At 55.0% G+C, this 14,715-nt stretch carries 11 protein-coding genes; 5 read left to right on the top strand and 6 right to left on the bottom strand.

The window, feature by feature from the left end; genetic code table 11:
* The first annotated feature begins 95 nt into the window (after window positions 1–95).
* The 4 genes from carA to folA all read left to right on the top strand — a co-directional run bounded on the left by carA (window position 96) and on the right by folA (window position 6,628).
* Window positions 96–1,244 carry a glutamine-hydrolyzing carbamoyl-phosphate synthase small subunit gene (gene carA, locus HX773_RS05435; RefSeq protein WP_176970732.1) on the top strand — a complete coding sequence of 383 codons (1,149 nt, stop codon included), beginning with the start codon at window positions 96–98 and terminating at the stop codon, window positions 1,242–1,244.
* A gap of 13 nt (window positions 1,245–1,257) precedes the next feature.
* A complete protein-coding gene (carB, locus tag HX773_RS05430) occupies window positions 1,258–4,482 on the top strand; it encodes a carbamoyl-phosphate synthase large subunit (protein WP_176970731.1) in 3,225 nt (1,074 codons plus the stop codon).
* Between the two features lie 238 nt (window positions 4,483–4,720).
* Window positions 4,721–5,863: a porin gene (locus tag HX773_RS05425; protein WP_176970730.1), complete on the top strand. Its 1,143-nt coding sequence runs from the start codon at window positions 4,721–4,723 to the stop codon at window positions 5,861–5,863.
* Between the two features lie 285 nt (window positions 5,864–6,148).
* A complete protein-coding gene (gene folA, locus HX773_RS05420; RefSeq protein WP_176970729.1) occupies window positions 6,149–6,628 on the top strand; it encodes a type 3 dihydrofolate reductase in 480 nt (159 codons plus the stop codon).
* Between the two features lie 143 nt (window positions 6,629–6,771).
* Here folA and apaH read toward each other — a convergent pair whose 3' ends face one another.
* The 6 genes from apaH to lptD are packed head-to-tail and all read right to left on the bottom strand — an operon-like array spanning window position 6,772 to window position 13,591.
* The gene (gene apaH / locus HX773_RS05415) at window positions 6,772–7,641 is read right to left on the bottom strand and encodes a bis(5'-nucleosyl)-tetraphosphatase (symmetrical) ApaH (RefSeq protein ID WP_176970728.1); all 870 of its coding nucleotides are present in this window, start codon (window positions 7,639–7,641) and stop codon (window positions 6,772–6,774) included.
* Window positions 7,642–7,690: 49 nt separating this feature from the next.
* A complete protein-coding gene (apaG, locus tag HX773_RS05410) occupies window positions 7,691–8,068 on the bottom strand; it encodes a Co2+/Mg2+ efflux protein ApaG (RefSeq protein WP_061718143.1) in 378 nt (125 codons plus the stop codon).
* 4 nt (window positions 8,069–8,072) lie between these two features.
* Entirely contained in the window at window positions 8,073–8,897 is an 825-nt protein-coding gene (rsmA, locus tag HX773_RS05405; protein WP_154193013.1) for a 16S rRNA (adenine(1518)-N(6)/adenine(1519)-N(6))-dimethyltransferase RsmA, read from the bottom strand.
* Window positions 8,890–9,879 (bottom strand): 4-hydroxythreonine-4-phosphate dehydrogenase PdxA, encoded by a 990-nt coding sequence (gene pdxA, locus HX773_RS05400; protein ID WP_176970727.1) that lies wholly within the window; start codon window positions 9,877–9,879, stop codon window positions 8,890–8,892. Before pdxA ends, rsmA begins: the two co-directional genes overlap by 8 nt.
* A complete protein-coding gene (gene surA, locus HX773_RS05395; protein WP_176970726.1) occupies window positions 9,869–11,164 on the bottom strand; it encodes a peptidylprolyl isomerase SurA in 1,296 nt (431 codons plus the stop codon). The genes pdxA and surA overlap by 11 nt, the downstream gene beginning before the upstream one ends.
* A 54-nt stretch (window positions 11,165–11,218) precedes the next feature.
* A complete protein-coding gene (gene lptD / locus HX773_RS05390; protein ID WP_255433180.1) occupies window positions 11,219–13,591 on the bottom strand; it encodes an LPS assembly protein LptD in 2,373 nt (790 codons plus the stop codon).
* Between the two features lie 182 nt (window positions 13,592–13,773).
* Here lptD and djlA point away from each other — a divergent pair, with 182 nt between their 5' ends.
* Entirely contained in the window at window positions 13,774–14,586 is an 813-nt protein-coding gene (gene djlA, locus HX773_RS05385) for a co-chaperone DjlA (protein ID WP_061718138.1), read from the top strand.
* Window positions 14,587–14,715 lie beyond the last annotated feature (129 nt).

Genomic DNA, 14,715 nt, shown 5'->3' with positions numbered 1-14,715 from the left:
AAAATTCGAGTACTCAGGCGGGTTTTGCATTGATTCTGGCACTGCTTTTGAATTAATATGCAAATATTGTGACTGTTTATTCCCTGGAGGATGTTTTGATTAAGTCAGCGCTCTTGGTTCTGGAAGACGGAACCCAATTCCACGGTCGGGCCATCGGGGCTACGGGGTCGGCAGTGGGGGAAGTTGTTTTCAACACTTCAATGACCGGTTATCAAGAAATCCTCACTGATCCTTCCTATTCCCGCCAAATCGTTACCCTCACTTATCCCCATATCGGCAATGTTGGCGTTAACGCCGCCGATGAAGAATCCAGCCAAATCCATGCTCAAGGCCTCGTTATTCGCGATCTGCCGCTGATTACCAGCAACTTCCGCAGTGAAGAAAGTCTGGCAGCTTACCTGCAGCGCAATAACATCGTTGGCATCGCCGATATCGACACGCGCAAACTGACCCGTTTGCTGCGCGAGAAGGGCGCACAGAGCGGCTGCATTATTGCGGGTGATAATCCGGATGCCGCCCTGGCGCTGCAGAAAGCGCAGGCGTTCCCAGGCTTGAAAGGCATGGATCTGGCGAAAGAAGTGACCACCGCAGAAACCTACGCGTGGCAGCAAGGCAGCTGGACACTGGAAGGTGACCTGCCGGAGCAGAAAACGGCGGAAGAGCTGCCGTTCCATGTGGTGGCGTACGATTACGGCGCTAAGCGCAACATCCTGCGCATGCTGGTGGATCGCGGCTGCCGCCTGACGGTAGTTCCTGCGCAAACTCCGGCGGAAGACGTTCTGGCACTCAATCCAGACGGTATTTTCCTGTCGAACGGTCCTGGCGACCCGGAGCCGTGCGACTACGCCATTAACGCCATTCAGGCGTTCCTGAAAACCGATGTTCCGGTATTCGGTATCTGCCTTGGCCATCAGCTGTTAGCGCTGGCGAGCGGTGCCAAAACCATCAAGATGAAACTCGGCCACCACGGCGGCAACCATCCGGTGAAAGATCTTGATAACAACACCGTGATGATCACCGCACAGAACCACGGTTTTGCGGTTGATGACAGTCAGTTGCCAGCCAATCTGCGCGTGACGCATGTGTCGCTGTTCGACCAAACCGTGCAGGGCATTCATCGCACTGACAAACCGGCCTTCAGCTTCCAGGGACACCCGGAAGCGAGCCCAGGCCCGCACGATGCGGCGCCACTGTTCGATCACTTTATCGAACTGATCGAAGCATACCGTTCTAACGCGAAGTAATCAGGAGCCCACGATGCCAAAACGTACAGACATAAAATCCATCCTGATTCTTGGTGCTGGCCCGATCGTAATCGGCCAGGCATGTGAATTTGACTACTCCGGTGCGCAGGCGTGTAAAGCGCTGCGTGAAGAGGGCTACCGCGTCATTCTGGTGAACTCGAACCCGGCAACCATTATGACCGACCCGGAAATGGCCGATGCGACCTACATCGAGCCGATTCACTGGGAAGTCGTGCGCAAGATTATTGAAAAAGAGCGTCCGGATGCGGTGCTGCCAACCATGGGCGGCCAGACAGCGCTGAACTGTGCGCTGGAGCTGGAGCGTCAGGGCGTGCTGGCTGAGTTCGGCGTCACCATGATTGGTGCAACTGCCGATGCCATTGATAAAGCTGAAGATCGTCGTCGCTTCGACGTAGCGATGAAGAGCATTGGTCTGGGCACCGCACGTTCCGGTATCGCACACACCATGGAAGAAGCGCTGGCGATTACCGAAGTCGTTGGTTTCCCGTGCATCATCCGCCCTTCCTTTACGATGGGCGGCACCGGCGGCGGTATCGCCTATAACCGCGAAGAGTTCGAAGAGATTTGCGAACGCGGTCTGGACTTGTCGCCAACCAATGAGCTGCTGATTGATGAGTCGCTGATTGGCTGGAAAGAGTACGAGATGGAAGTGGTGCGTGATAAAAACGACAACTGCATCATCGTCTGCTCGATCGAAAACTTCGATGCGATGGGCATCCACACCGGTGACTCCATCACCGTGGCGCCCGCGCAAACCCTGACCGACAAAGAGTATCAAATCATGCGTAACGCCTCGCTGGCGGTACTGCGTGAAATCGGTGTCGAAACCGGCGGTTCTAACGTCCAGTTCTCAGTGAACCCGAAAGATGGCCGAATGATCGTCATCGAAATGAACCCGCGCGTATCGCGTTCGTCAGCGCTGGCTTCGAAAGCGACCGGCTTCCCGATTGCCAAAGTGGCGGCGAAACTGGCGGTGGGCTTCACCCTTGATGAGCTGATGAACGACATCACCGGCGGCTTAACGCCTGCGTCGTTCGAACCCTCTATCGACTACGTCGTTACCAAGATCCCTCGCTTCAACTTCGAGAAGTTCGCCGGTGCCAACGATCGTCTGACCACGCAGATGAAATCGGTCGGTGAAGTGATGGCGATTGGCCGCACCTTCCAGGAATCGATGCAGAAAGCGCTGCGCGGTCTGGAAGTCGGCGCCAACGGTTTCGACCCGAAAGTCAGCCTCGACGATCCGGAAGCGTTAACGCGCATTCGCCGCGAACTGAAAGATGCCGGTTCCGATCGCATCTGGTACATCGCCGATGCGTTCCGTGCGGGCATGTCAGTGGATGGCGTGTTCAACCTCACTAACATCGATCGCTGGTTCCTGGTGCAGATTGAAGAGCTGGTGCGCCTGGAAGAGCAGGTTGAGCGCGAAGGTGTGAACTCGCTGAACGCGGAATTCCTGCGTGCGCTGAAGCGTAAAGGCTTTGCCGACCTGCGTCTGGCTGCATTGGCGGGCGTATCTGAAGGCGAAATCCGTAAGCTGCGTCAGCAATTTAACTTGCATCCGGTTTATAAGCGCGTTGATACCTGCGCGGCTGAATTCGCCACCGACACCGCCTATATGTACTCAACCTACGAGGAAGAGTGCGAAGCCAATCCAAACCAGGATCGTGAAAAAATCATGATTCTGGGTGGTGGTCCAAACCGTATCGGCCAGGGCATCGAGTTCGATTACTGCTGCGTGCATGCGGCGCTGGCGCTGCGTGAAGACGGTTACGAGACCATCATGGTTAACTGTAACCCGGAAACCGTTTCAACCGATTACGATACCTCAGATCGCCTCTACTTCGAGCCGGTCACGCTGGAAGATGTGCTGGAAATCGTGCGTATCGAGAAACCGAAAGGCGTCATCGTACAGTACGGCGGCCAGACGCCACTGAAACTGGCACGCGCGCTGGAAGCGGCTGGCGTTCCGGTGATTGGTACCAGCCCGGACTCAATTGACCGTGCAGAAGACCGTGAACGTTTCCAGCAGGCGGTTGATCGCCTAAGCCTGAAGCAGCCGGCTAACGCCACCGTTGCCACGCTGGAACAGGCCGTTGAGAAAGCCGCGGGTATCGGTTATCCGCTGGTGGTGCGTCCTTCTTATGTGCTTGGCGGCCGCGCGATGGAGATCGTCTACGACGAAATCGACCTGAAGCGTTACTTCCAGACGGCGGTGTCGGTCTCTAACGATGCGCCGGTGCTGCTGGATCGCTTCCTCGACGATGCGGTTGAAGTGGATGTCGATGCGATTTGCGACGGCGAGCGCGTGCTGATTGGCGGCATCATGGAGCACATCGAGCAGGCGGGCGTGCACTCCGGTGACTCCGCATGTTCACTGCCGGCCTACACGCTGAGCACTGAAATCCAGAACGTGATGCGTCAGCAGGTGGAAAAACTGGCCTTCGAGCTGAACGTACGTGGCCTGATGAACGTGCAGTTTGCAGTGAAGGACAATGAAGTTTACCTGATTGAGGTGAACCCACGTGCCGCGCGTACCGTGCCGTTCGTGTCGAAAGCCACTGGCGTGGCGCTGGCGAAGGTTGCCGCGCGCGTGATGGCAGGTAAAACGCTGGCTGAGCAGGGCGTCACTAAAGAAGTGATTCCACCGTATTACTCGGTGAAAGAAGTGGTGCTGCCATTCAACAAGTTCCCAGGCGTTGACCCGATCCTCGGCCCAGAAATGCGCTCTACCGGTGAAGTGATGGGCGTGGGTCGCACCTTCGCTGAAGCCTTCGCCAAAGCGATGCTGGGTGCGCAGAGCAACATGAAGAAAACCGGTCGCGCGTTGCTGTCAGTGCGTGAAGGCGATAAGAAACGTATCGTCGACCTGGCAGCAAAACTGCAGAAGTTTGGTTTCGAGCTGGATGCGACACACGGTACCGCAGTGGTGCTGGGCGAAGCGGGCATCAATCCACGTCTGGTGAACAAGGTGCATGAAGGTCGTCCGCACATTCAGGATCGCCTGAAGAACGGCGAATATACCTACATCGTCAACACCACGGCAGGACGTCAGGCGATTGAAGACTCCAAACTGATTCGTCGTAGCGCGCTGCAGTATAAAGTGCATTACGACACCACGCTGAACGGCGGCTTTGCCACAGCGATGGCGCTGAACGCGGATCCGACGGAGCAGGTAATTTCGGTGCAGGAAATGCACGCGCAAATTAAAGGCTGATTCCAGCTGGCGATAAACTAACGGCTCCTGCGGGGGCCGTTTTTTTTATCCTTTTACTAATGCCCGCATTTGCTTATCTGTAAAAATCCTATTGATTTGACATATGTTTTATCAGTTGATGCGGAAAGCGTTACACCTCGGAATATCCGCACAAAATTATAAATAAGAACCCAGTCAGCGCACCGTACTATTTCGCTCGCTCACCAATAGAGCGCTCACCTTAACTGGGATATAAAAAATGCAAATGCGTGCTTTCACTCTCAGCGCTATTGCTGCGTTACTCGCAGCGGCGCCACTCGCCAGCCAGGCGGAAATTACTTTACTCAAGCAGGATCCACAGGCGGGCGATCCGCTGAGCCGTCTCGACTTCAAAGTGGGCGGCAGTATTCGTCCGCAGTTCCAGCATCAGAATGGCGTGAACGACAAATCGTACAAGCGTAATGGCTACGACGGCGGCTCGCGTTTCCGCTTCACCGCCAATTATTACCTGTTTGACGATGTTAGCTGGGTAGGTTACTACGAGCTGGGCGTTAACTTCCCGGCCTGGTGGGGTTGGGACAATCATCATGCGGATGGTGCGAATAACACCTCGCGTCGCCAACTCTATACTGGCTTCAAAAGCGCCACCTTGGGTGAGCTCTACTTTGGTCAGCAGAACAGCGTTTACTACGATGTCGTGGGTGCGAAGACCGATATCTGGGATTACGACATGTTGGCCCAGGCGCCGGGTAACGGCATCAGCGGCGACTACGATGGTTCTTACCGTTCGCGCAAAATGCTGAAGTACAAAAACACCTTCGGCGATGCGGATGTGTATGCGTCGTACCTGTTTGAAGATAACGAGTTCCTGCCAGGCAACGGCCTGCGCTACAAGCGTAAAGGCGGCGGCTCGCTGGGTGTGAACTACCACATCACCAAAGATCTGGCATGGGGAACCGCGTGGAACTACACCCGCGCCGATATCCGCAATCCAAACAATGGCGACAGCAAACGTTATGACCAGAATATCTACGGTACCGCTCTGAGCTGGACACCGGATAACTGGACGCTGTCAGCCGGTGCGGGTTGGTATGAGAACTTCTCCCCAACCAAACGCAATACCGTTAACAACTACTTCGCGGATGACGCGTGGGGCATCGAATACTTTGCCGGCTACAAGTTCCCAATTGGCCAGTATGCGGTGAAATCTATCCAGCCTTACTTCATGGGCGACCGTCTGGAGTTCGTCAACGGACGTGACTACAAGCGTATTGATAACGGCGTTGGCGTGAGTGCGCAGCTGGATTACGGCTTCCGTGTCGATTACGAGTATGTCATCACCTCCAGCACCGACAAGTCACTGGGCAACGTGAACCTGGTGCGTCTGCGCTACGATTTCTAAAGCGTTTCAACGGCTCCTGCGGGAGCCGTTTTCTTTTGTCGCACAGAGTGCGCTTTTCTTTACACTGCAAAACCGATAATGCGAGGTTTCGCGCGGAGTTGTGCCGCCTCGTCAGCAATTTCTGGCTCCTCGCCCCGCTATTGCCGGGAAAGTCGGTGTAAAACTCTGTCCAATAACAAAAGTGCGGTGGCATCGGACCTTTACGCAAATAGCGGGGTCGGCCTATCGACGAAAGTTTCGCCTTTACGTATGATGGCGCCAATTTTTTCCAGTAGGTCTTTTAACATGATTAGTCTGATCGCGGCACTGGCAGCGGATCGCATTATTGGTATGGAAAACGCCATGCCATGGAACCTGCCAGCAGATTTGGCGTGGTTCAAACGTAATACCTTGAATAAGCCGGTGATTATGGGTCGTCTGACCTTTGAATCGATTGGCCGTCCGCTTCCTGGACGCTTGAACATTGTGGTCAGCAGCCAGCCGGGCAACCACGAAGGCGTCACTTGGGTCACATCGCTGGAAGACGCGGTAAAAGCGGCGGGTGATGTCGAAGAGATGATGGTGATTGGTGGTGGACGCGTTTACGAGCAGATGCTGGCTCGCGCGGATCGTCTCTATTTGACCCATATCGATGCGGAAGTGGAAGGGGATACGCAGTTCCCGGATTACGAGCCGGACGAGTGGCAGTCAACTTTCAGCGAATTCCATGATGCCGATGAGCAGAACTCGCACAGCTACTGCTTTGAGATTCTTGATCGCCGGTGATCACCCGTTACGCATATGCTCGCCATTGATGGCTTATGTAGGCAGGTGCGCATAAATGCGCACCCTACGAAAGTCCGGCCAAATAACTGTAGGGTCGCCATTTATGGCGACCAATAAAAACCCCGCTTATGCGGGGTTTTTATTTACGGCGTATCACTTAACGGTGGATGCGCACTCACCGCGCTCTCGGCCATCGCCTGTTCGCGATTGGATGCCTGCACGTAATACTGTTTGGTTTCCCAATGCAGCAGCGTCAATGTTCCGCCCCAGCAGCAGCCGGTATCCAGACCAATCACATGCTCCGGTGTGCCTTTACCTTCCAGCGATGCCCAGTGACCAAAGATTTGCGTATAGTCGCTGTCGATTTTGCCCGGCACCTTAAACCACGGCTTAAGCGGCGGCGGGGCAGATTCAGGCGACTCTTTGCAAATCATATCCAGTTGGCCATTCGGGAAGCAGAAGCGCATGCGCGTCAGCGCATTGGTGCTAAAGCGCAGTCGCGCCAGGCCGCTGAGCTCCGGCGTCCAGTTGTTCGGCATGTCGCCGTACATCGCGTCCAGAAACAGCGGATAGCTGTCGCTGGAGAGCACCGCTTCCACTTCACGCGCGCACAGCTGCGCCGTCTCCAGATCCCACTGCGGCGTGATGCCCGCATGCGCCATCAACAGCTTCTTCTCTTCATCCACCTGCAACAGCGGCTGACGACGTAACCAGTTGATCAACTCATCGGCATCATCGGCTTCCAGCAGCGGCGTCAGGCGATCTTTCGGTTTATTGCGGCTGATACCGGCATATACCGCCAGCAAATGCAGGTCGTGATTACCCAGCACCAGGCGCACGCAATCACCCAGCGATTTCACATAGCGCAGCACATCGAGCGAGCCGGGGCCACGCGCCACCAAATCGCCGGTAAGCCATAAGGTGTCCTGCTGCGGATCGAAATCAACCTGCGCCAACAGCGCACGAAGCTCGTCATAACAGCCATGAACATCGCCAATCAGGTATGTACTCATTGTCAGTCCGATTAAAACGCGCCGCCCGGACGGGCCGGGCGGAGGAGGATTAGTGAATGTGGGTTTGCACCGCGAGTCGGAACACCGGAATCTCGACGTGGAACTCTTCGCCCGCATCATCGACCATCACATAGTGACCTTGCATGGTGCCCATCGGCGTCTCCAGAATCGCGCCGCTGGTGTACTGATACTCGCCGCCGGCCGCAATGTGTGGCTGTTCGCCGACCACGCCTTCACCTTGCACTTCAGTCTCGCGACCGTTGCCGTTGGTGATCAGCCAATAGCGGCTGCGCAGCTGTACGTTGCTGCGCCCCAAATTGCGAATGGTGATGGTGTAGGCAAACACGTAGCGATCCTCGTCGGGCAAGGATTGCGACTCCACATACTGACTATGCACATGGATACAGACGCGGGCCAGTTCACTCATGCACTCAACTCTCCGGAGTTTCAGCCTGATGCTTGCTCAACCAGTTTGCCAGTTGGCAATATTGCGCCACAGAGACGTTCTCTGCACGCAGCGAGGCATCGATTTCTAATTGATCCAGCGCACCAGCCGCAAACATATGAGCCAGGCTGTTACGCAGCGTTTTACGGCGTTTACCAAAGGCTTCCGTGGTAATGCGGCTCAGCAGACGAATATCGCTGACCGGATACTGTGGCTGCATATACGGCACTAAACGCACCACGGCCGAATCCACTTTCGGTGCCGGCGTGAACGATTCTGGTGGCACTTCGAGCACAGGAATGACCTGGCAATAGTACTGCGCCATCACGCTCAAACGGCCGTAAGCTTTGCTGCCCGGACCGGCGACTAAACGATTCACCACTTCTTTCTGCAGCATGAAGTGCATATCTTTAATCGAACCAGTATAGCTGAAAAGGTGGAACATCAGCGGCGTCGAGATGTTGTACGGCAGGTTGCCGAACACGCGCAGCGGCTGACCTTTCTCTTGCGCCAGCGCAGAGAAATCAAAGGTCATCGCATCCTGCTGGAAAATGGTCAGCTTAGGGCCGAGGAACGGGTGCGTTTGCAGACGCGCGGCAAGGTCGCGGTCCAGCTCGACCACGGTCAGCTCATCCAGACGTTCGCCTACCGGCTCGGTTAATGCACCCAGGCCGGGGCCGATTTCCACGATAGCTTCACCTTTTTGCGGGTGAATGGCGGAGACAATGCTATCGATAATGTACTGATCGTTCAGGAAGTTCTGCCCGAAACGTTTACGGGCGTAATGCCCCTGATGGACGCGATTATTCATTACTGCTCTTGATCATAGTGATGGCGAGATTAAGCGCCGTGATAAAGCTGCCCGGTTCTGCCTGACCGAGACCGGCTAATTCAAGCGCGGTGCCGTGATCGACAGAAGTCCGGATAAAGGGCAGGCCAAGTGTGATATTCACCGCGCGGCCAAACCCCTGAAATTTTAGCACCGGTAAGCCCTGGTCGTGATACATCGCCAGAACCGCATCGGCATGTTGCAGGTATTTCGGCTGGAACAGCGTATCGGCTGGCAGAGGTCCGGTAAGTTGGATGCCTTGCTGGCGCAGTTCGTTGAGGGCCGGAATGATGGTATCAATCTCTTCGCGGCCCATATGGCCGCTTTCGCCAGCATGCGGATTAAGGCCGCAAACGAAAATATGAGGGTTCGGTAAACCAAACTTCTGCTGCAGATCGCGATGCAGAATGGTGATCACTTCATGCAGCGTGTCGCGGGTAATCGCGGCAGAAACATCTTTCAGCGGCAGATGTGTGGTGGCTAATGCCACGCGCAACTCTTCCGTTGCCAGCATCATCACCACTAAATCGCCACCGGCGCGATCGGCAAAAAACTCGGTATGACCGGTAAACGGAATGCCCGCATCGTTGATCACGCCTTTGTGCACCGGACCGGTAATCAGCGCGGCAAATTCGCCGTTCAGACAACCATCACAGGCGCGCGTCAGGGTTTCCAGCACGTAGTGACTGTTTGCGACGCAGAGTTCTCCGGCGGTCACCGGCTGAGCGGTATCGACCTGCAGCAGCGTGAGCGTGCCGGCCTGCTGCGGTTGTGCCGCTGCAGGTTGATAATCACGTAGCGTCAGCGGCAAACCCAATAAAGCAGCGCGACGGCGCAAAAGCTCGCCGTCGCAGCAGACCACCAATTCAACCGGCCAGTTTTGCTGCGCCAGTTGCAGGGTGAGGTCGGGACCAATCCCGGCGGGTTCGCCGGGCGTGATCACCACTCGATAATTACTGACCATTATTATGCAGAATTTTCACGTAAGCACTGGCGCGCTGTTCCTGCATCCAGGTTTGCGCTTCTTCCGCGAATTTACGGTTGAACAGCATGCGATAGGCGCGCTCTTTCTGCGCGGCATCAGTCTTATCAACCTGACGCGTATCCAGCAACTGAATCAAGTGCCAGCCAAATGAGGAGTGAACCGGCTGGCTGACCTGGCCTTTCTGCAGCTTCAGCAATGCATCGCGGAATGCCGGATCGTAAATCTCTGGAGATGCCCAACCGAGATCGCCGCCCTGGTTAGCCGAACCTGGATCGTCGGAGAACTGTTTGGCCGCTGCGGCGAAGGTGGTTTTACCACTTTTAATATCAGCTGCAATCTGTTCGATTTTGGCCTGCGCCTGAGCGTCGGTCAGGATCGGTGACGGCTTCAGCAGAATGTGACGCGCATGCACTTCAGTCACAGAGATGCTTTTGCTTTCGCCACGCAGGTCGTTCACCTTCAGGATGTGGAAGCCGACACCCGAACGGATTGGGCCGACGATATCGCCTTTCTTCGCGGTGCTCAGCGCCTGCGAGAACAGCGTTGGCAGCTCTTCGATTTTGCCCCAGCCCATGTTGCCGCCTTTCAGCGCCTGTGGATCGGCTGAGTAAGTCACGGCCAGCTTGCCGAAGTCGGCACCGCCTTTCAGCTGAGCAACCAGTTGGCGCGCCAGCGTTTCCTGGTCGTCAACCTGCTGCTGCGTCGGGTTTTCTGACAACGGCAGCAGAATCTGGCTGATATTCAGCTCAGTACCTTGCGTATTCTGCGAACCCACCTGCGTGGCCAGCGTATCCACTTCCTGCGGCAGGATAGTGACGCGGCGACGCACTTCGTTGTTACGCACTTCTGAAATCAGCATCTCTTTGCGGATCTGCGCACGGTAGTCGTTGTAGTTCATACCGTCGTAGGCCAGACGGCTACGCAGCTGATCGAGGCTCATGCGGTTTTGTGCGGCAATGTTCTGAATCGCCTGATCCAGCTGCTGATCGTTAATCTGCACGCCCGCTCTTTCACCCATTTGCAGAATGATGGCATCCATGACCTGGCGTTCAAGGATCTGATGACGCAAGGTTTTGTCATCAGGGAGTTGCTGGTTTGCCTGCTGCGCCTGTGATTTCACGGTGCGCATCATGTTATCAACGTCACTTTCCAGTACCACGCCGTTGTTCACGACTGCGGCAACTTTATCAACCACTTGTGGGGCTGCGAACGCAGTGTTAGCGGTAATCGCTACACCAAGAATCAGCATTCTCCAGTTCTTCATACTTTATCCATTGTTGTTTCCGCACTGCGGGAGAGCCTGTCAAACATCACAACATCAGAAAGCGCGCTGGTAAGGGATGATGCCCTGACGCAGCATTTGATTGGTGCCTAAGCCATAGTTGGAACTCAGACCACGCAGCTCAATGTTGAATGAGATTTGGTTGTCATACTTACTGTCGTTGTTTTCCCAACCGTTGATCTTGCGTTCGTAACCCAGACGAATGGCATAGCAGCACGAGCTGTACTGCAGGCCGACCAGCTGTTCAGCCGGGCGACTGTTGCGCGTATCGTAGTAATAACCGCCCACCAGTGACCAAGCATCCGCAATTGGCCAGCTGGCAGTGCCGCCCACCTGTGAAATCCCGTTTTTGTAGATCGGGTTAGTCACCAGGCTTGAGTTATTCAGTGCCTGCGCCACGTATTCCGGGCTGCTGTAGCGATAGCTCAGCTGCACCATACGATCGGCATCCTGACGATACTCAACTACCGCATTGCCCTGCGCGACGTTGTCGAGGCGGGTATCATATTGCAGACCGCCACGCGCGCCCCAGCGATCGCTGATTTTCCAGTAAGTGTCGCCGGCCCAAACCAGGCTGCCGGTGTCATCTTCTTTGTTTGTCTGGTTTACGCCGGTACGAGACGGGGTAAACGAGTAGATTTGACCCACAGAAACGTTAAAACGTTCAACCAGATCGTTATCATAAATACGCGTGGTCACGCCGGTCGCTACGTCGTTAGCCGAAGCGATGCGATCCAGGCCGCTATAAGTGCGATCGCGGAACAGGCCGGTGTAGTCAGTTTGCAACAGCGTCGAGTCGTACGGATAGATATTGCTTTGGTTACGATACGGGATGTAAAGGTACTGAACGCGCGGTTCCAGCGTTTGTGTGTAACCCGGCTGCCAATCCATCGCGCGATCAAATACTAAGCGACCATCAACTTTGAACTGCGGCAAGGTACGGTTGACGGAATCATCAAGACGACCGCTGGAATTAAAGTTATTAGGGTTACTGTTATAGTTATCGAGATTGTCTTGCTGGTAATGCGTCGCAAGGAATTTTGCTTCGGTATCAAGGCTTGCCCAGCCGTTTGATAGCGGCAGATTTAGCGTGGGTTCAACATGCAAACGCGTCGCTTCAGGCATACGGCTACTGACGTTAGTGAATTTAACTGCCTGCGCAAAGACGCGGCCATCAAACGGCCCAATATCGTTCTGATAGAAGTTCAGATCGAGTTGCGGCATCGCACGATAGACGTTGCTGTTACTGGTGTTACCAAACACCTGGAAGTCTTTGGTCGACAGCGTCGCGTCCCAATTGGTATCCGCGTAGCCGAAGCTGAATTTCTGCGTGGCGTAGCCATCAGTGGAGCTGTAATACTTCGACTCAAGATCGTTGAAGTAATACTGATCGCTTACCTTGGTGTAGTCAGCGTTAAAGCGCCAGTGCTTGTCGTATACACCCGAATGGCGCCAGTAGAACAGCCAGCGATCGGAGCTATCGTTCTGCGCGATACCACGTACCGCTTTATCATTGTCGTACTGCTTATCTGACTGCAGATAATCCAGCTCCATCAAGCCTGCGCCAAACACCGTCAAATAACGGAATTCGTTCTGCAGTTGCAGCCCACGCTTGCTCATGTAATGCGGTGTAATGGTGGCATCAGCCTGCGGCGCGATGTTCCAGTAATACGGCAGCATAAACTCGAAGCCGTTATTACTGCCGTATTTCGCATTCGGGATCAGGAAACCGGAGCGGCGGCGATCGCCAATCGGTAGCTGTAAATAAGGGCTGTAAAACACCGGCACATTGCCGAGCTTAAAGCGGGCGTTCCAGATTTCCGCGACTTCTTCTTCGCGATCCTGAATCACTTCGGAACCGACCACGCTCCAGCTGTTGGAACCCGGCAAACAGGAGGTGAAGCTGCCGTTTTCCAGAATGGTGTAGCGATTGTTACCGCGCAGTTTCATCTGATCGGCATCGCCGCGGCCCTGACGGCCAACCATCTGATAATTACCGTTCCACACGTTGGTGTCTTTGGTGTTCAGATTTGACCAGGCTTTCGGACCTTTGAGGATGACCTGATTGTCGTCATAGTGCACATTACCCAGCGCATCCACGGTACGAACCGGCGTGGTTTGGCCTTCCTGCTGACGTTGATGCAGTTGCACTTCGTCGGAACGCAGGCGACTATTGCCTTGCTGCACGTCGACGTTGCCGGTGAACACCGCATCATCCGGATAGTTGCCTTTGGCTGAATCAGAATGGATGGTGACCGGCAGCGAGTTGGTGTCGCCATTTACCAGCGGGCGGTTGTAACTCGGCACGCCCAGCATGCACTGCGACATCAGATCGTCGGCGAGTGATGACTGGCTATAAAGCGCTGCACCAATCATGGTAGCCAGCAAGGTAGGTATACGTTTTTTCATACGCGGTTTCGATAATTCCATGAAAACTGGCATCATGCCGACAATCCGGTCAGAGACTAACTTACTGCCCGGCGTTGCGCCAGTGTTAATCCTTGTCTGTCCGCGTTGCCGTTAGGCGCTGAGATAAATGACAGGTATGATAATGCAATTTTCAGCCGCAAGCATGGCGAATTGAGGAGTTTATGCGCTACTGGGGAAAAGTAATTGGTCTGGCGCTCGGGATATTTTCCGGGGCAGGCTTTTGGGGCATTGTACTGGGTCTGATCATTGGTCACATGTTTGACAAAGTGCGCAGCGTAAAAGGACAGGGCTATTTCGCCAATAACCAGGCGCGTCAGACGCTGTTTTTCAGTACCACATTCCAGGTGATGGGCCATTTGACCAAGTCAAAAGGGCGCGTCACCGAAGCGGATATCCAGATTGCTTCTTTATTTATGGATCGCATGCAATTGCATGGCGATGCGCGCACTGCCGCGCAGCGTGCATTCCGTGAAGGTAAACAGAGCGACTATCCGCTGCGTAGTAAACTGCGCGAGCTGCGCAGCGCCTGTTTTGGCCGATTTGATTTGATTCGGATGTTTCTGGAAATCCAAATCCAGGCCGCCTTCGCTGATGGTTCACTGCATCCCAACGAACGTCAGGTGCTGTATGTGATTGCCGAAGAGCTCGGTATTTCACGTGCACAGTTCGATCAGTTCCTGCGGATGATGGAAGGCGGTCAGCAGTTTGGCGGCGGCGGTTCTTCCCGCGGCGGCGCGTATCAGCAGGCGCAACGCGGTCCAACGCTGGAAGATGCCTGCAGCGTGCTGGGCGTGAAAAGCAGCGATGATGGCACCACCATCAAGCGCGCCTACCGTAAGCTGATGAGCGAGCATCACCCTGACAAGCTGGTGGCGAAAGGATTACCGCCGGAAATGATGGAGATGGCGAAGCAGAAAGCGCAGGAGATTCAGGCGGCTTACGATTTGATTCGTAAGGAGAAAGGGTTCAAATAATTTTATTGTTGTCCCCCATCCCGGCCTTCCCCCGCTCGCGGGGGAAGGAGATGCTGCCACATGCAGCTTCATCACTGACATGTGGCAGCATCTTCCTCCCCCATTTATGGGGGAGGAGCGAGGTGCGGG

This window comes from Pantoea sp. B9002, assembly GCF_013385945.1.
Taxonomy (GTDB): domain Bacteria; phylum Pseudomonadota; class Gammaproteobacteria; order Enterobacterales; family Enterobacteriaceae; genus Pantoea.
This window is presented reverse-complemented; position numbering and strand designations above follow the sequence as displayed.